This is a genomic window from Arthrobacter sp. UC242_113 (genome assembly GCF_044054585.1).
Classification (GTDB): Bacteria; Actinomycetota; Actinomycetes; order Actinomycetales; family Micrococcaceae; genus Arthrobacter.
Genome location: NZ_CP171968.1, coordinates 3,508,667 through 3,527,143 on the forward strand (window position 1 = coordinate 3,508,667; position 18,477 = coordinate 3,527,143).

Annotated in this window: 6 protein-coding genes, 4 rRNA genes and 2 pseudogenes; 2 read left to right on the forward strand and 10 right to left on the reverse strand. The window is 62.9% G+C overall.

The genetic code is table 11. The features are described 5' to 3' along the window. Positions 1 to 39: 39 nt before the first annotated feature. Together ACHMXB_RS16015 and ACHMXB_RS16020 are read right to left on the reverse strand one after the other, a co-directional pair. Complete coding sequence (locus ACHMXB_RS16015; RefSeq protein WP_395399902.1) at positions 40 to 1,362, reverse strand: hypothetical protein; 1,323 nt, start codon at positions 1,360 to 1,362, stop codon at positions 40 to 42. Positions 1,363 to 1,544: 182 nt separating this feature from the next. Further along, on the reverse strand, positions 1,545 to 2,534 hold the full coding sequence (locus ACHMXB_RS16020; protein WP_395399903.1) for an LLM class flavin-dependent oxidoreductase: 990 nt from the start codon (positions 2,532 to 2,534) through the stop codon (positions 1,545 to 1,547). A 153-nt stretch (positions 2,535 to 2,687) separates the two neighbouring features. Here ACHMXB_RS16020 and ACHMXB_RS16025 point away from each other — a divergent pair, with 153 nt between their 5' ends. Further along, entirely contained in the window at positions 2,688 to 4,412 is a 1,725-nt protein-coding gene (locus ACHMXB_RS16025) for a helicase HerA-like domain-containing protein (protein WP_395399905.1), read from the forward strand. A gap of 128 nt (positions 4,413 to 4,540) precedes the next feature. Then, positions 4,541 to 5,533: a hypothetical protein gene (locus tag ACHMXB_RS16030; RefSeq protein WP_395399907.1), complete on the forward strand. Its 993-nt coding sequence runs from the start codon at positions 4,541 to 4,543 to the stop codon at positions 5,531 to 5,533. A gap of 57 nt (positions 5,534 to 5,590) precedes the next feature. Here the strand turns inward: ACHMXB_RS16030 and ACHMXB_RS16035 are convergent, their stop codons facing one another. The 8 genes and pseudogenes from ACHMXB_RS16035 to rrf (ACHMXB_RS16070) all read right to left on the reverse strand — a co-directional run bounded on the left by ACHMXB_RS16035 (position 5,591) and on the right by rrf (ACHMXB_RS16070) (position 18,408). Next, the gene (locus ACHMXB_RS16035; protein ID WP_395399909.1) at positions 5,591 to 6,472 is read right to left on the reverse strand and encodes an endonuclease domain-containing protein; all 882 of its coding nucleotides are present in this window, start codon (positions 6,470 to 6,472) and stop codon (positions 5,591 to 5,593) included. Between the two features lie 184 nt (positions 6,473 to 6,656). Then, positions 6,657 to 8,638: pseudogene (locus ACHMXB_RS16040) on the reverse strand (NHL domain-containing thioredoxin family protein). Continuing rightward, a pseudogene (locus tag ACHMXB_RS16045) lies at positions 8,638 to 10,801 on the reverse strand (cytochrome c oxidase assembly protein). The pseudogenes ACHMXB_RS16040 and ACHMXB_RS16045 overlap by 1 nt, the downstream one beginning before the upstream one ends. Before the next feature lie 116 nt (positions 10,802 to 10,917). After that, positions 10,918 to 11,202, reverse strand: coding sequence for an HU family DNA-binding protein (locus tag ACHMXB_RS16050; RefSeq protein ID WP_003803320.1), 285 nt, complete (start codon positions 11,200 to 11,202; stop codon positions 10,918 to 10,920). A 478-nt stretch (positions 11,203 to 11,680) separates the two neighbouring features. Further along, a 5S ribosomal RNA gene (gene rrf / locus ACHMXB_RS16055) occupies positions 11,681 to 11,797 on the reverse strand. 209 nt (positions 11,798 to 12,006) lie between these two features. After that, positions 12,007 to 15,132 (reverse strand): 23S ribosomal RNA (locus ACHMXB_RS16060). Positions 15,133 to 15,658: 526 nt separating this feature from the next. After that, positions 15,659 to 17,183 (reverse strand): 16S ribosomal RNA (locus ACHMXB_RS16065). A gap of 1,108 nt (positions 17,184 to 18,291) precedes the next feature. Then, positions 18,292 to 18,408, reverse strand: a 5S ribosomal RNA gene (gene rrf / locus ACHMXB_RS16070). Together the 16S, 23S and 5S rRNA genes form the textbook arrangement of a ribosomal RNA operon. Positions 18,409 to 18,477 lie beyond the last annotated feature (69 nt).

The window sequence follows — 18,477 nt, forward strand, 5'->3', positions numbered from 1 at the left end:
TTCGTGTTACTTTGCGGGCCCTGACCCTGCCGGCTGGAATCAGCAGCCGGGCGAATCGTATTCGTAGGCTCCGGCATCAGCAGCGGCCGGCCCGGTGCAGTCGCCGTTCTGCACGGAGGGGGCTTTCAGAAGGTCCACCGTGTAGGGCGTGGTGCCGGCCCTGTCGATGGCGGGGCTGGTGCCCGTCAGGCGGAGGTCCGTCGGAGCACCAGCGAAGCCGGCCGCCGCCATGGTGGACGTGCTGTTCGGGATGATGTTGGTTGGGCCGTTCAGGACGTTTTGCTTCTCGGTCCAGCCGGAACCGTTGATCCACAAAGAGTTCTTGACCCCCACCAGGATGTTGGCGCGGATCACCGTGGAGGCGGGGCAGGTCGCGTGGCACACGACCGCTTGCGACTGGGTGCCGGTCAGGTAGACGGTGTTGAACTCAAAGACGGTGCCGTTGGTGGGCCCGTAGGATGTTCCGTTTCCACGGGCAATGAGGCCTTTGGCCTCGGAGCAGTTGGCGCCGCAGGTGGAACGGATGAGGTTGTAGCGGAAAATGTTGCCGTCGGCCGTTCCCGAAGACTTTCCAAGTTCGGAAAAACTGTTGTTGTCCTGTGAGACGTTGTGGTGAATGTTATTGCGGTTGCCGTTGTAGATTTCGAACGCACCGCCGTCCTGGTTGTAGTCGTAGGACTTGCCGGTGGATCCGCTCACGGTGTTGCCGGAAAACTCGTTGTCATTGCCGTTAATCAGCACGCCAAAAGCTCCCGAGTCATCGCTGCAGTTCACGGCGGACGGTGTTCCACAATTAGTGCCCGGCGTATTCATATTCATCACGTTGTTGTTGGTCAGCGAATTTCCCGTGTACTTGCCGAAATCGGAGCCGGTGCCGACTTTGAGTCCAACGGCATTGCCGGACGCGGTGGAGTTCCTCACGGTATTGCGGTCGCCGGTGACGCTGATTCCGGCGTAGCCGCAGGCCAGGGCGCGGAGACCGTCAACGGCGGCGTAGTTGCCGTTGATCCTGATGCAGTTTCCCGATTTCCCGCCGGTGACGGTGGGGGCGTTGCCCGTGCCGTAGCTGTTCAGCGTGATGGGGGCGGTGGCGGTTCCGCTCTGTGCGGTGACGATGCCTCCGCTGAAGGTGTCGCCCCGGCGGAAACTGACGGTATCTCCGGGCTTGAGCACAGTCTTGTTGACCTTTGACAGCGTCTTCCAGGCTGCCGCGCTGGACAGGCCGGAATTGCTGTCGCTGCCGGCGGCGCTGACGTAGTACGTGGTACCCGCAGCGGACGCCGGAACAGCGGCTCCGGCAACAAATCCGCTGACCACGAGAAAGGTCATGAGAATGGCGGCGGCCGTGGACTTGATCTTCATTTTTCCCCAGGCATCGATTTTGAGGCGTGGGGGCGCGTCGATTTGAGACCGCTACGTTCAACCCAGCCGGCAATGAGTATTTAGATTGAGACCTTGCGCACTTAAAGCCAGGTTCCGCCCCCGCCTAAGTCAAAAGATATCTATTGCATAACGCGGCTTTGGAGGGCACGGTTCTGTGGGGGTCAGACGCGTGCCAGTCCAGCTACCTCCGCAAGGAGCTCCACCGAACGCAGCCGCTCAGCGGTTCCATTGCTCTGGTGCGCCACGATGAGCTCGTCGGCGTCGGCATGCCGGGCGAAGCCCTCCAGGTAGTCCAGTACGGCGTCAGGGGTGCCCACAGCCGAGTACTTCATCATCTGCGAGACGTGCTGTCCCTGCGGCGAGTCCAGGATCATGTCCGCCTCGTCGTCGGTGAATTGCCGCCCGCCGCCGAAGAACAGCGAGACCCGGGCCCGCATCGTGGCGCGCAGCATCTCCTGGGCGTCCGAGGCAGCATCCGCAGCCACCACATTGACGCCGGCGATGACGTGCGGGGCGGAAAGCTGCTCCGAGGGTTTGAACTCCCGGCGGTACACGGCGACGGCGTCCTGCAGCGCATTCGGGGCGAAGTGGGAGGCGAAGGCGTACGGCAGCCCCAGCTGGGCCGCCAGCCGCGCTCCGAAGAGGGAGGACCCCAAAATGTAGAGGGGCACGTTGGTTCCCCTGCCCGGCGTGGCCTCCACTCCCTGCACGCGGGTGGGCCCGGTGAGGTAGCCCTGCAGTTCCAGGACGTCCTGCAGGAAGGTCTCGGCCGAATGCGGGTCACGGCGCAGTGCCCGCATGGTGTTCTGGTCGCTGCCGGGCGCACGTCCCAGGCCCAGGTCGATCCGGCCGGGGTGCAGGGTCTCCAGGGTGCCGAACTGCTCGGCGATGGTGAGCGGAGAATGGTTGGGCAGCATCACGCCGCCTGCTCCCAGCCTGATGCTCTCTGTGTGTGCGGCGACGTGGGCGATCAGCACGGATGTCGCCGACGACGCGATGGAAGACATGTTGTGGTGCTCGGCGTACCAGACGCGCCGGTACCCGAGCTTTTCGGCCAGCTGTGCCATGGCGACGCTCCCGGCAAAGCTCTCGGCCGCCGTCTGGCCCTTGCCGATGGTTGCCAGGTCGAGGATGGAGAGGGGAACAGTCACGGCAGGACGGCCTTTCATAGGGGGCTACGCAGCTGCCGGCCCAGCGGTGGTCCGGCACATTGGGAACAACGACGGCGGCAGCCGGGTTATTTCTGTACTGCCGGTGACGCTGTCCACATATCCCGTCCATCCGCCGGCCGCTATGCTGACGGCATGGCCAACAAGTCCACCGCAGATAAAGTAGCCACCATCCAAAAGGGCTACGCCCTGGAGGGTGCCACCATCGAGCTGGGCGCCGCCATCGTCGACGGCGAACTGCACAAGGACGCTCCGGTCCGGCTGCCGCTGTCCATGATGAACCGGCACGGGCTCGTGGCCGGCGCCACCGGCACGGGCAAGACCGTCACCCTGCACATGATGGCGGAACAGCTCTCGACAGCCGGAGTGCCCGTGTTCCTGGCGGATATTAAGGGCGACCTATCCGGGCTTGCCACGGCGGCGGCCGGAAGCGACAAGCTGGCCAAGCGGACCGAAAGCATCGGGCAGGCCTGGTCCGGCAAGACGTTTCCGGTGGAGTTCCTGGCCCTCGGCGGGGACGGCGACGGCATCCCGGTCCGCGCCACGATCACGTCGTTCGGGCCCATCCTGCTCTCCCGCGTCCTGGAGCTCAACGACACCCAGGAATCCAGCCTCCAGCTCGTGTTCCATTTTGCGGACAAGAACAACCTCGAGCTGGTGGACCTGAAGGACCTGCGCGCCGTCATCCAGTTCCTTATCTCCGACGAGGGCAAGGAACCGCTTAAGGAATTGGGCGGCCTGTCCAAGGCCACAGCCGGCGTCATCCTCCGGGAGCTTGTGGGTCTCGAGGCCCAGGGCATGGAGCGGTTCTTCGGCGAGCCGGAGTTCGACACCGCCGAGCTGCTCCGCACGGCGCCAGACGGGCGCGGCGTCGTCAGCTGCCTGGAGCTCCCCACGCTGCAGACAAAGCCGATGGTTTTCTCCACGTTCCTCATGTGGCTTCTCGCGGATCTGTTCGAGGACCTGCCCGAAGCCGGCGACCTGGACAAACCCAAGCTCGTGTTCTTCCTTGACGAGGCGCACCTGCTCTTCAATGACGCTTCGAAGGCCTTCCTGGAAGCCATCACCACCACCGTCCGCCTGATCCGCTCCAAGGGAGTAGGCATCTTTTTCGTCACGCAGACCCCGAAGGACGTCCCTGCGGATGTCCTCGGGCAGCTGGCCAACCGCGTCCAGCACGCCCTCAGGGCATTCACGCCGGAGGATGCGAAGGCGCTCAGGGCCACCGTCTCCACGTTCCCGGTCAGCGACTACGACCTCGAGGAGACCCTGACTTCCGCGGGCATCGGCGAAGCCGTCATCACGGTCATGAACGAGCGAGGCGCCCCGACGCCGGTTGCCCTGACCCGACTCCGGGCACCGGAGTCCGTTATGGGTCCCAGCGCCGCCGAACTGGTCAGGAGCACCGTGGCGGGGTCGGCGCTGCTTGCGAAGTACGGCACCGCGGTGGACAAGGTCTCCGCGTACGAGAAGCTGACCGGCAAGGCGGCGGCTCCCACCGGCGCCGCGGCAGCCGGGCAGCCACCAGCTCCTTCGCCCGAAGTATTCGTCCCGGGCAGTCCTGGCCCAACGATCGACGACGAAGCCCGCCGGATCGAGGAAGAGATCCTCGGCCGTCCCAGCAGCAGGCAGCCCGGGAGCGGGCGGACCGAGAACGCACGGCCTGACGCCGGGCCGGTATCGGCGCCCCCGGCCAGACGCCAGGCTCCCCCGTCCGGCGGGATGATGGAGGACATCACCGGCGCACTCGGCGGGGCCCTTGGCAGCGGCCTGAAAAGCATGGCCCGGTCCGTCGGAACGCAGCTCGGCCGGGAACTCCTGCGGGGCGTTTTCGGCACCTCGTCCCGGCGCCGCCGCTAGCGGACAGCAGCGCTGAGAACGGCTGCTGAGTCCCGCCGTCGGGCGTTCCGGCACGGTGGGCGGGCGTCATGGGGACCGCCGCTACTCCAGAGTTGCCTGACGTTGCAGGTAACGTGGGGTGCGTGCAAATGAGTCAAGCGTTGGTGAAGACGGCGGCCGGATGGCTGCTGGGCCTCATGCTTGCCATCGTTGGCGCCATCGTTTCGGTCAACCTGGTCAACTCCTCCGTGGCCAGTCCGCAACAGCCCGTGCGCGAATATCTGGAGGCCCTGCAGCACGGCGAAGGTGAACGGGCGCTGGGTCTGCTCCGCGCGTCGGTACCGGACGCCGACGCCTCCATGCTCGACGGCACCGCCCTGCAGACGGCTGCCGCGCGGATCACGAACGTCAAGCTCGGAGCCGCGGTGGGGCGCGGCGGCAACCGGGTGATGGTGCCGATGGACTACACCATCGACGGCAGCCAGCTGCACACCGAGTTCCTGCTGGAGAGCACCGGCACAGAATGGCTGTTCTTCCACAAGTGGTCCTTCGTGCCGACCACGCTGCCCACCGTTGACGTGACGGTTGTGAACTCCGTTGAGGCAACGTTCAACGGCGTGCCGGTGAACATGCCCGGCGGCCACAACAGCTTCGCGGTGTTCTATCCGGGCGAGTACGAGGCGTCCCTCAACGGCCAGTACTTCTCCGCTCCGCCCACGCGGGCCACGGTCTCCGGACGGGAAGCTCCCGCCGCACCGCTGAACCTGCTCACGCATGCCACGGACGAGCTGAACCAGGCGGTGTCCGCGCGGGTCAAGGAATTCCTCGACAAGTGCGCGGCCGAAGCCGGCCAGCAGCAGCAGCTCCAGCCCGACTGCCCGTTCTACCACGTCACCAACAACCGCGTGGTGCCCGGGACCATCAAGTGGAGCATCACCGACTACCCGAAGATCACCATCGAGCCCTTTGACGGCAGGTGGGTAGTGGCGCCTCTGGACGGCAAGGCAAAACTCACTGCCGAGCAGATCGACCTGTTCAGCGGGGCCGTTTCACCCCTGGACGTGGAGCACGATTTCAGCTTCACGACACGGCTGGACATCAACGGCGACACCATCAAGGTGACGCCGCTCCTCACCTTCTAGGCCCGCCTCCAACTGACCCGGCCGGACTGGCCCACCTTCAACGGCCTGTCCCCATGTTCACGGGGCCAGCAACCGCCGGTAAGGCCCAAAGCTGGGCTGGTCCGGCTGCGGCCAGCGCGATGAACCACGGGCCAGAACCTCCCGCACTTGGGCCAGCATGGCTTCCGGGGAGTGAACAACGTCGTCATAGAAGAAGCGAAGGACCGGCAGCCCCCGCACGGCAGCGGCATTGTCCCGCCGCCGGTCCTTCTTGAACTGCCGCGATTCGAGGTGAAAGGCGATTCCGTCGAGCTCCACGATGAGGAAGCCTTCCAGCAGGAAGTCCACGCTTCCGATCCCATCGATCCAAACCTGCGTTTCGGTGGCGATCCCCGCTTCACGGAACAGAATGCGCGCCAGAGTCTCCAGGAGCGAATCTGAGCCCCGTTCCACCCTTGCCAGAACGTCCCGCGCTTTCCCGCACCGGTTGCCAGTCAAGTGCCCACGCAGGAAGGCGAGGTCAATGTCTCCGCGCTTGTAGGCGCACTCCACCATCACCAGGGATTCCAGGGGCGGCAGGCAGAGCAGCGCTTGGAGCAGAACATCCGGCAGCGCGGCGATGGTTCCATGGCGCCTGGGTTGCGTGAGGGCAAGCCGGTGGTTGACACAACCGTCTCCTGCCCGGCCGTTGCTGTGCCAGTAATGAGACTGCGTTGCGGGACGGAGTTGCCACAGTTTGTACCGCGGAGCAGCGGACACGCAGGTCAGGAGCCCACGAGAACGTCCAGCCGCCACCAACTCGGGATCGGCGCCGGGAACGGCGAGCAGCCCGTGCTCTACCCGCCAAACCGTGCCGCTTCGCACGGCGAGACGAATGCCGGCCTCCGTGCCGCCCCGGGTCACCACGTCCCGCGTCAGCAATACCCCACCGGCTGCTTTGATGATGCGTGAGGGGTCCACACGCCCAACCCTGCCTGCCGCCGGCATCCCCTGGCAGGCAGAATCTCGGCCATGTGGACAACCGGCCTACTTGCGCCGCTGCCGGGCTGGCCCAGCTTTGAGCCCCGCCCACAAACGGCAGTGGCCCGGTTCCGCGCCGCGAGGCGGGAAACCGGGCCACTTCAGTCAGTTCTGCGGAGGGACCTTAGTCCATACCGCGCAAGTCCAGCACCAGGTCGGTGTCACCGTCGGCCTGGAGCACCACGGGGATCCCCCAGTCCTGCTGGTAGAGGTGGCACGCGGCGTGGTCCGGGATCTCCCGTCCTCAGTTTCCGGGCCGTCGCAGGCGGCAGCGCGGGCCGTGATGTGCAGGACGCCCTCCGGAACATCGGAGGCCAGCTCGAGCGTGCGGAGCAGGCCCACGGAGGTCCCGCCGCCGGACACGAGCAGCTCCGGCGGGGTGGAGGAGATCTTCAGCTGGGTGGGGTCGCCCCAGCGGTCATCGAGCTTCTGGCCGGTGGGCGCCGTGAAGCGGACCGTGAGCTCCAGCAGACCGGGCGCCACAGGGCTCTTGGGCCGGTGCGTCTGGGCGGCGCCCTCGTCCACCTGCTGCGCTTCCTTGGGGATGGGCACGTACACGAGCTGGTGCTTGTTCGCCTCGACCACCACGAGCAGCGGCTCGGAGCCCGCCACCTGCGTGTGGTCGACGATGACGTCGGACGGCTCGGCCAGTCCCCGCGCCAGCGTGGACACGGTGCCTGCGGCCGGGTCGTAGCGGCGCACCGCACCGTTGTAGGTGTCGGCGATCGCCACGGAGCCGTCCGGCAGCACTGTGACGCCCAGCGGGTGCTGCAGGCGCGCCTCGGAAGCCTGGCCGTCGCGGAAGCCGAAGTCGAAGAGACCCTTGCCCAAGGCGGATTCAACGGTGACGGTGGCGTCGTCGTCGATCACCAGCTTGCGCAGGGCGGAGGTCTCAGAGTCGGCCACCCAGATGTTTCCGTCGGCATCCTCGGCCAGACCGGACGGCTGCGCGAACCAGGCCTCGTGGGCGGGCCCGTCAAGCAGGCCTTCCAATCCGTTGCCGGCGACGATCGAAACGTCCCCGGTGAGCGGCTCGTAGCTGAAGATCTGGTGCACACCGGCCATGGCGATCACCACGGCGTTCAGCTTGCTGGACCAGACGACGTCCCACGGCGAGCTGAGGGCCACGTCCAGGGGGTGGTCTCCCAGGCGTCCGGTGAAGCCGGCCGCGTCCTCGTCCACGCGGGCGGGCCCGGTCTCCAGGAGCCGCTGCACGCCGCTGCCAACGAGCGTGGTGACGGTTCCGTCCGCGAGCGACAGTCCCCGCAGGCGGTGGTTGACAGAGTCGGCAATTACGACGTCGTAGCCCGTCTTCCCTGCCACGTCTTCCGGCAGCAGGACAAGACCCTGCGGTTCGTTGAACCGTGCGGTGCCGGCGTCGCCGTCGGCGTGGCCCTTCTCCCCGGATCCGTACGTGCTCAGCACGGTGTGGAAGTCCGTGCCGAGCTCCAGAACGCGGTGGTGGCCGGTGTCGGTGACCAGCCAGGTGCCGGCGCCAGCAGCGCCGGCGGCAGCACCGGCGTCGGACGCTGAACCACGGCCGGCCGGAAGGTAGAGGGCCTTGCCGGGGAACCTCAGGGTTCCCGACGTTGGCTCCGGTGCGACATAGGGGCCGTTGCCGCGGTGGAGGGTGCCGCGGGCCTCGTGCTCGGCGATCAGCTCGGGAATGAGCACGCCCAGGCCGTCTGCGTGGCCTTCCCCGGACAGGTGCGCCACGATGTAGCCCTCGGGGTCGATGACCACCAGTGTGGGCCAGGCGCGCGCTGTGTAGGCTTTCCAGGTTTCCAGCTCGGGGTCGTCCAGGACCGGGTGGTGGATCTCGTAGCGCTCCACGGCGGCGGCCAGCGCAACCGGATCGGCCTCGTGCTCGAACTTCGGGGAGTGCACGCCCACGGTGACCAGGACGTCCGAGTACTTTTCCTCCAGCGGCCGGAGTTCGTCCAGCACGTGAAGGCAGTTGATGCAGCAGAAGGTCCAGAAGTCCAGGAGCACAATCTTGCCGCGCAGGGCTTCCAGGTCCAAAGACCTGCCGCCGGTGTTTAGCCAGTTGCGGCCCACCAGTTCGGAGGCGCGGACCCGGAGGTGGGTGCGTACGGTTTCGCTCATCAGCGTCCTTCCAGCTTTGAGTTGCGTTCAGCCAGCTTGGCGTCGCGTTCAGCCAATTTGGCAAACATATCGTTGTAAGCGGTGAGATCGGCGTCGTTATTCCTGTCCGCCGCCCGGTCGGTGCGCCGGGTCTCGCGTTCATCAGACCTTGACCACATGATGGCGACGCCGATCGCCACCAGCAGTGTGGGCACTTCTCCGATGCCCCAGGCCACTGCGCCGCCCATTTGCTGGTCCAGGAGTGCAGAGGGCCCCCAGCTGCGGCCGAGGTTGCCGAAGTAGTCGGCGGCCAGCAGGTTGGTGCCGCCCATGATGGCCACGCCGAAGAAGGCGTGGAAGCCCATGGTGGCCAGCAGGAGCAGGAGCCGCAGCGGGTACGGCGCGCGGCGCGGCAGCGGGTCGGTGCCGATCATGCTTAGCACGAAGATGTAGCCCGTCAGCGCAAAGTGGAGGTTCATCAGCTCGTGGCCCACGTGTTCCCGCATCGCCAGGCTGAAGGCGTCCGAGTAGTAGAACAGCACAATGGAGCCGGCGAAGTTGGCGGCGGCGAACAGCGGGTGGGTGACCACCTGCGAGAACTTCGAGTGGACGAACAGCAGGAGCCATTCCCGGAGGCCGCGGGACCCGTCCCCCCGTGCCGGAAGGGCCCGGAGCGCAAGCGTCACGGGGGCGCCGAGCACAAGGAAGATCGGGGCAACCATGGTGAGGGCCATATGGTCCACCATGTGCGCGGAGAACAGTACGCGGCCATATACCGACGGCGGTCCCGACGTGATGTAGGTCAGCACCAGCAGGCCGATGATCCAGTTCGTAGTGCGGAACCAGGACCACTTGTCCCCGCGGGCCCGCACCTTGGCCACGCCCAGGAGGTAGGACACCAGCCCGAAGATCGCCACGGCAATCCAGAGCCAGTCCAGGCGCCACTCGGTGAGCCAGCGTTCGGGCGTCAGTTCAGGGGGCAACTCGTAGCCGGAGAGGATGAATGCCGGCGAGGCGTCGGGGGCGTAGGAAGTAGGTTCCGGCGGCGCTGAACGGCCCAGTGCGACGGCGATGCCCGATGTGGCGCCCATGATCAGCAGTTCGATGAGAATCAGCTGCCAGAGCACGCGCCGCGCGGACATGGCCGCTCCTGCACGTGCCAGCTGTGGAATGACCCACTGCCGGTGCATGAAGCCGATTCCGCCCAATACCAGTGTGGCGGCGGCCTTCGCGAGGATCAGCTGGCCGTAGGCCGAGCCGAAGAGGTCACTCAAGCTGGTCACTCGGATGCTGGCGTTGACGACGCCCGACGCGAAGACCAGCGCAAACGCGAAACCTGCCAGCGAGGAGAACCGCCGGAGGACGGGTTCGGTGATGCCGTGGCCGCCCGGCTGGGACGCCTGGCCGCTGCGGGCCTGGCTGCGCGGGGCAAGGATGCCGGAGAGCAGTGCCAGCAGGATGATGCCGCCCACCCCAGACGCTGACCCCCACCAGGTGCAGGCCCAGCGAGTTGATGGCGCCCTCGTGGTCGTTGGAGCTGGCGGAGTGGCCGATCAGGGCCGTCGGAACCAGACCGATCAGTGCCAGCAGCAACGTAAACGCCAGGCCGGTCAGCGATCGCACCCCGAAGAGGGCAGTTGTCACTACGGCGGCGATGATCGTCACAGCCAGCCAGGCGCGCCCGGTTTCGATGTCCGTCATGAAGTACACCAGGGCACGAGTGAATTCGGCGTCCCCCGAAATGCCCTGCCCTGCCACGTCGGAGTACGTCAGCACCAGGACGGCGATGGCCGACAGCGTCCACGCAACGCCAGCAGCGGCGGCGATGGCAAGGGCACGGGTAAAGGCCGGGTGCTCGGGTGCGTCGTTGTCCTTCGACCGTGCACCACCGAGCTTGTGCGGCAGGATACCTGCGGCAAAGATGAGCCCGCCGATTACAGCGGCAAGGGAGACGTTGTGGATGGCTTTGCTGGCCGGAAGCCCCCAACGTACCAGCGCGCCGGGGTCGGAGACTTCACGGGCGGCTGCGGCGCCGGAGAACAGGAGCGCGGCCACAAGCCCCAGGAAGAGGGCCCCGAGCCCGGCCAGCTGCCAGGCCCGCTGAATGCCGAAGGCACTGTCAGTGGCCCGGGTTCCCGAATCGGGCGCGGGTTGCGGGGTAAGGGGTTTTGCTGCTGAAGGCACCTATCCATTGTCCGCTACCGTCGCCACGGCGGCGAATCGGGGTTTCGGCGAACCGAGGGTTAAAAGCAAGAGGAGCGGCAACCTCGTGGGTTGCCGCTCCTCTGAGCTGCGAAAGACTACTTCTTGGAGACAGCGGCCTTCAGCTTGGAGCCAGCGGTCAGCTTGACGCTGTGGCCGGCTGCAATCTGGATGGTTTCGCCGGTCTGCGGGTTGCGGCCAGTGCGGGCTGCACGGTCGGTGCGCTCAACTGCGAGCCAGCCCGGGATGGTGATCTTCTCGCCGGCGGCGACAGAAGATTCGAAAACCTCGAACAGTGCATCGAGCACGGAGTTGACGGCTGCCTGGCTGGTGCCGGCCTTGCCTGCTACCTCGGAAACAAGTTCACTACGGTTCTTAGCCATGTATGTCCTCCTGGACGCTCTTGATTCTGGATCCTGCATGCGGCGTGCGTGCAAGCCACTGTTCGAAAACTTACCAGCTTGCACCCGTGAGGGGGATAAATTCCGCGTGTTTCCGCCACTTTTTGACCTAAATCACCGGTATTGCAAGGATTTACAGCCGAATGGGGCCTCCGGCCGGGATCTGCCCACAGGTTCGGGCGCCTCCCGGCCGGGCGCTTCCTCACGTCCCGTCGCCTCAACCCCGATGCTTCCCCCTGGCGGGGGACTGCGGAAGCGCTTACGAAAAGACTGCGGGAGCTGAGGACGCGTCCGCGGAAAAGCCGCAGGACGTGAGGACGCGTCAGTGAAAAGGCTGCGGGAGCTGAGGGAGGGTTTTGGCGGCCCGGGGGTTGGTGTGGCCCTGGCTGTTAAAAGGGTCAGGCGGGGTTAAAAGGGTCAGGCCCCGACGTTCTTCGTCGGGGCCTGAGCCGTAAATAGTGTCCGGCGGTGACCTACTCTCCCACACCCTCCCGGGTGCAGTACCATCGGCGCTGTGGGTCTTAGCTTCCGGGTTCGGAATGGGACCGGGCGTTTCCCCCACGCTATGACCGCCGTAACCCTGTGTCCCGTCCGCCGGGGTGTGCCCGGGGAGGGGAAAACTGTGGTGTTACAACTGTGGTGTTGTATTTAGTTGTGTTGGTTCCTGAACCTGCAAACCCGGCGGGTTTGTTGGTTGGGAACCACATAGTGGACGCAAGCAGTCTTGTTTTCTTTTTACCGCCCCCTGGGTGCAAACGCTTTTGAATCCGTTTGCGGGGGTGGTGTGTGGTGTAAGTTATCGGCCTATTAGTACCGGTCAGCTTCACGAGTCGTTAGTCCTCGCTTCCACATCCGGCCTATCAACCCAGTGGTCTGGCTGGGGGCCTCTCACACACAAGGTGTATGGAAATCTCATCTCGAAGCGAGCTTCCCGCTTAGATGCTTTCAGCGGTTATCCCATCCGAACGTAGCTAATCAGCGGTGCACTTGGCAGTACAACTGACACACCAGAGGTTCGTCCGTCCCGGTCCTCTCGTACTAAGGACAGCCCTTCTCAAATTTCCTGCGCGCGCAGCGGATAGGGACCGAACTGTCTCACGACGTTCTAAACCCAGCTCGCGTACCGCTTTAATGGGCGAACAGCCCAACCCTTGGGACCTACTCCAGCCCCAGGATGCGACGAGCCGACATCGAGGTGCCAAACCATGCCGTCGATATGGACTCTTGGGCAAGATCAGCCTGTTATCCCCGAGGTACCTTTTATCCGTTGAGCGACGGCCATTCCACAATGTACCGCCGGATCACTAGTCCCGACTTTCGTCCCTGCTCGAGATGTCTCTCTCACAGTCAAGCTCCCTTGTGCACTTACACTCGACACCTGATTGCCAACCAGGCTGAGGGAACCTTTGGGCGCCTCCGTTACTTTTTAGGAGGCAACCGCCCCAGTTAAACTACCCATCAGGCACTGTCCCTGACCCGGATTACGGGCCGAAGTTAGATGTCCAAAGTGACCAGAGTGGTATTTCAACGATGACTCCACCCGAACTGGCGTCCGGGCTTCAACGTCTCCCACCTATCCTACACAAGCCACTCCGAACACCAATACCAAACTATAGTAAAGGTCTCGGGGTCTTTCCGTCCTGCTGCGCGTAACGAGCATCTTTACTCGTACTGCAATTTCGCCGAGTTTATGGTTGAGACAGCGGGGAAGTCGTTACTCCATTCGTGCAGGTCGGAACTTACCCGACAAGGAATTTCGCTACCTTAGGATGGTTATAGTTACCACCGCCGTTTACTGGGGCTTAAATTCTCAGCTTCGCCTTGCGGCTAACCGGTCCTCTTAACCTTCCAGCACCGGGCAGGAGTCAGTCCGTATACATCGTCTTGCGACTTCGCACGGACCTGTGTTTTTAGTAAACAGTCGCTTCCCCCTGGTCTCTGCGGCCCCGATCCCCCTCCCACCAGCAAGTGGTGTTCAAGGTTGGGGCCCCCCTTCTCCCGAAGTTACGGGGGCATTTTGCCGAGTTCCTTAACCATAATTCTCTCGATCGCCTTAGTATTCTCTACCTGATCACCTGTGTCGGTTTGGGGTACGGGCGGCTAAAACCTCGCGCCGATGCTTTTCTAGGCAGCATAGGATCACCGAATCCCCCCTTTACGGGAGTCCCGTCAGATCTCAGGCACATGAACAGCGGATTTGCCTACCGTTCGCCCTACATCCTTGGACCGGGACAACCATCGCCCGGCTCGGCTACCTTCCTGCGTCACACCTGTTAATACGCTTGCCTCCCAGGATCAGGTCCCGCGCTCCACCAAAACCCTTCACCCACAAGGGGTGTCGGGCAGGTCTCGGGCGGTTAGTATCCCCTGTTCAACATGGGCGGTTTTTCGCCGGTACGGGAATATCAACCCGTTGTCCATCGACTACGCCTGTCGGCCTCGCCTTAGGTCCCGACTTACCCAGGGCAGATTAGCTTGACCCTGGAACCCTTGATCATCCGGCGGACGGGTTTCTCACCCGTCTTTCGCTACTCATGCCTGCATTCTCACTCGTGTAGGCTCCACCGCTGGTTTACACCGCGACTTCACCGCCCACACGACGCTCCCCTACCCATCCACACTCCTGAACCACGAAGGCTTGGAAAACATGTGAATGCCACAACTTCGGCGGTGTACTTGAGCCCCGCTACATTGTCGGCGCGGAATCACTTGACCAGTGAGCTATTACGCACTCTTTAAGGATGGCTGCTTCTAAGCCAACCTCCTGGTTGTCTTCGCAACTCCACATCCTTTCCCACTTAGCACACGCTTAGGGGCCTTAGTTGGTGGTCTGGGCTGTTTCCCTCTCGACTATGAAGCTTATCCCCCACAGTCTCACTGCTGCGCTCTCACTTACCGGCATTCGGAGTTTGGCTGACGTCAGTAACCTTGTAGGGCCCATTAGCCATCCAGTAGCTCTACCTCCGGTAAGAAACACGCAACGCTGCACCTAAATGCATTTCGGGGAGAACCAGCTATCACGAAGTTTGATTGGCCTTTCACCCCTACCCACAGCTCATCCCCTCCATTTTCAACTGAAGTGGGTTCGGTCCTCCACGACGTCTTACCGTCGCTTCAACCTGGCCATGGGTAGATCACTTCGCTTCGGGTCTAGATCACGCCACTGCAACGCCCTGTTCAGACTCGCTTTCGCTACGGCTTCCCCACACGGGTTAACCTCGCGACGTAACACTAACTCGCAGGCTCATTCTTCAAAAGGCACGCCGTCACAACTACAAGGCTGCTCCGACGGATTGTAAGCACACGGTTTCAGGTACTGTTTCACTCCCCTCCCGGGGTACTTTTCACCTTTCCCTCACGGTACTGGTCCGCTATCGGTCATTAGGGAGTATTTAGGCTTATCAGGTGGTCCTGACAGATTCACACGGGATTTCTCGGGCCCCGTGCTACTTGGGATACTCATCAAAGGCGGTGCACAGCATTACGGTTACGGGGCTCACACCCTCTACGGCCGGCCTTTCAAGACCGTTCACCTATACCAGCACTCACACCTCCCCGGTCCGGCAGAACCAGGACAACAAGTCCCACAACCCCGCCCATGCAACGCCCGCCGGCTATCACACATGGGTCGGTTTAGCCTGATCCGCGTTCGCTCGCCACTACTAACGGAATCACTGTTGTTTTCTCTTCCTGCGGGTACTGAGATGTTTCACTTCCCCGCGTTCCCTCCACGCACCCTATGTGTTCAGATGCGGGTCACCAGATCACTCGCGCGTCTGGCGGGGTTTCCCCATTCGGACACCCTGGGATCACAGTCCGGTTATCGACTCCCCCAGGCTTATCGCAGATTCCTACGTCCTTCTTCGGCTCCTAATGCCAAGGCATCCACCGTGTGCTCTTAAAAACTTGACCACAAAAGATCAAGGAGTAATTTTCGAGAGAACCACAGAAACCAACCACACCCAACAACCACACCCCGAAGAGTGCCATCATCACGCGCAGCCAGATCCAGGTTCATATTCTTGGAAATTGCTTCTTATAAAAGATGCTCGCGTCCACTATGTAGTTCTCAAACAACAACCCCGTACCACACACCCCACACACCCCCCAAAAGAGGCAACCGTGCGATCGGTGCAGCCAGGAAACCAGAAACAAACATCCCGGGAAAGAACCAAACCCTCCCCGGTCCTGTTGCCTCAGGACCCAACAGTGTGCCAAACACTACCCAACAACCACGAACCACCCGCGTTCCAGGACCAGCCCCCCAAAGAGGAACCACTCCGTACTAACCAACGGCCCGTGCCACCAGGCACCTATTTGCTGATATTCCACCCATGAGCACCCGCCGCAGAACGATCGCCTGCGCAACGGGCCTTTACTCCTGACAAACCACACACCCCGCATACACGGAAAGCGTGGGCCTGTAGGTGCTCCTTAGAAAGGAGGTGATCCAGCCGCACCTTCCGGTACGGCTACCTTGTTACGACTTAGTCCCAATCGCCAGTCCCACCTTCGACGGCTCCCTCCCACAAGGGGTTAGGCCACCGGCTTCGGGTGTTACCAACTTTCGTGACTTGACGGGCGGTGTGTACAAGGCCCGGGAACGTATTCACCGCAGCGTTGCTGATCTGCGATTACTAGCGACTCCGACTTCATGGGGTCGAGTTGCAGACCCCAATCCGAACTGAGACCGGCTTTTTGGGATTAGCTCCACCTCACAGTATCGCAACCCTTTGTACCGGCCATTGTAGCATGCGTGAAGCCCAAGACATAAGGGGCATGATGATTTGACGTCGTCCCCACCTTCCTCCGAGTTGACCCCGGCAGTCTCCCATGAGTCCCCACCACTACGTGCTGGCAACATGGAACGAGGGTTGCGCTCGTTGCGGGACTTAACCCAACATCTCACGACACGAGCTGACGACAACCATGCACCACCTGTGAACCGGCCCCAAAGGAGAAACCACATTTCTGCGGCGATCCGGTCCATGTCAAGCCTTGGTAAGGTTCTTCGCGTTGCATCGAATTAATCCGCATGCTCCGCCGCTTGTGCGGGCCCCCGTCAATTCCTTTGAGTTTTAGCCTTGCGGCCGTACTCCCCAGGCGGGGCACTTAATGCGTTAGCTACGGCGCGGAAAACGTGGAATGTCCCCCACACCTAGTGCCCAACGTTTACGGCATGGACTACCAGGGTATCTAATCCTGTTCGCTCCCCATGCTTTCGCTCCTCAGCGTCAGTTAATGCCCAGAGACCTGCCTTCGCCATCGGTGTTCCTCCTGATATCTGCGCATTTCACCGCTACACCAGGAATTCCAGTCTCCCCTACATCACTCTAGTCTGCCCGTACCCACCGCAGATCCGGAGTTGAGCCCCGGACTTTCACGGCAGACGCGACAAACCGCCTACGAGCTCTTTACGCCCAATAATTCCGGATAACGCTTGCGCCCTACGTATTACCGCGGCTGCTGGCACGTAGTTAGCCGGCGCTTCTTCTGCAGGTACCGTCACTTTCGCTTCTTCCCTACTGAAAGAGGTTTACAACCCGAAGGCCGTCATCCCTCACGCGGCGTCGCTGCATCAGGCTTTCGCCCATTGTGCAATATTCCCCACTGCTGCCTCCCGTAGGAGTCTGGGCCGTGTCTCAGTCCCAGTGTGGCCGGTCACCCTCTCAGGCCGGCTACCCGTCGTCGCCTTGGTGAGCCATTACCTCACCAACAAGCTGATAGGCCGCGAGTCCATCCAAAACCGCAAAAGCTTTCCACCCCCCACCATGCGATGAGGAGTCATATCCGGTATTAGACCCAGTTTCCCAGGCTTATCCCAGAGTCAAGGGCAGGTTACTCACGTGTTACTCACCCGTTCGCCACTAATCCCCGGTGCAAGCACCGGATCATCGTTCGACTTGCATGTGTTAAGCACGCCGCCAGCGTTCATCCTGAGCCAGGATCAAACTCTCCGTTGAAAACAAACAGACACAACCGGAAACCACGGAAATAACGCGGAAACCAGCTGCACAAAATTTGAAACCAGCCAAAAACACCAGACCACACCACGGAGGCGGATAGGCCCGGCAAATTCAACCAATTTAATAAAAAATCGGTATCAACAAACTTGGCACACTATTGAGTTCTCAAACAACAGACACACCCGGCACCACCCAAACCAACGTTCAGGATCGCTCCGGAGCAACTTTTCAAACTTACCCGGTTTCACTCCCCGACGCAAATCCATGTTTCAGGATTCTCATCGGCAGGAAAACCAGCCCCACCACACCCAAGCAACCTAAAAAGTCACCAGATCACGGTCTTGATTTCGGGGATTTGGCCGCCCGCGGTGACCAGCTCTTCGCTGTCTCCCTCGCGGCGACTTGGAATACATTACACCCACCCCACCCCCAAAGCAACCCGGCGAAAAGAGGCACGGACCCGCCCCCGAAACCCTTGAACTGCCGCGGGTTTTGGGCACCGCAAGGCGGGCAACGAAGCCAACCAGGGACCGGATCAGTTTTATGGACCGCGTCACAGTCGGGCATGCCCGCCCGCGCGGGCAGCTGTGGCCCCCGCGCACCGGGAGTCCTCCCCGGCTCAACCGCACTTCCAGGCTGCGGGCGCCGCCGGCCGGCAGCTTCCCTCCTAACCACAGCCTCCACAAACCACGGCCGCGAAGAACGTGCGCGACGTTGCTGTGGTGAAGTTCCTCACCCAAGTTCCTCCGGTCATCGGCACCTCCGGTCAACACCCGGGACAGCCCCGGCACCGGGACCCCGCCCTCCCCCGGGCAAGCCTCTGGACGTGAGGGACGAAGGACCTCCCCGGACGGGGTTCCCGGTGCCGCCGGCACGACTGCCGCACCACGGCCGGTCTGCCGGCGCCCTGGCCGGTAGCCGCCTGCCGGTAGCCGCCGGCCCCGGCCGGCACAGCCGACAGGGGGGGCGGCTTTTAAATACTCAGGCCCCGACCTGGATGTCGGGGCCTGAGACCGGTGTGACTGGTGGATTAGATGCGGGCGGGTTAAATGCGGGAGAGCCCCAACCAGTGAACTGGTTGGGGCTCTCGACCGTTTTAATGGTTGTCCGGCGGTGACCTACTCTCCCACACCCTCCCGGGTGCAGTACCATCGGCGCTGTGGGTCTTAGCTTCCGGGTTCGGAATGGGACCGGGCGTTTCCCCCACGCTATGACCGCCGTAACCCTGTGTCCCGTCCGCCGGGGTGTGCCCGGGGAAGGGAAAACTGTGGTGTTACAACTGTGGTGTTGT

Bases quoted from the DNA above. Each gene is read 5' to 3' on its own strand.
- ACHMXB_RS16015 (WP_395399902.1), bottom strand. From the start codon at position 1,362: ATGAAGATCAAGTCCACGGCCGCCGCCATTCTCATGACCTTTCTCGTG.
- ACHMXB_RS16050 (WP_003803320.1), bottom strand. From the start codon at position 11,202: ATGGCTAAGAACCGTAGTGAACTTGTTTCCGAGGTAGCAGGCAAGGCC.
- ACHMXB_RS16030 (WP_395399907.1), top strand. From the start codon at position 4,541: ATGAGTCAAGCGTTGGTGAAGACGGCGGCCGGATGGCTGCTGGGCCTC.
- ACHMXB_RS16025 (WP_395399905.1), top strand. From the start codon at position 2,688: ATGGCCAACAAGTCCACCGCAGATAAAGTAGCCACCATCCAAAAGGGC.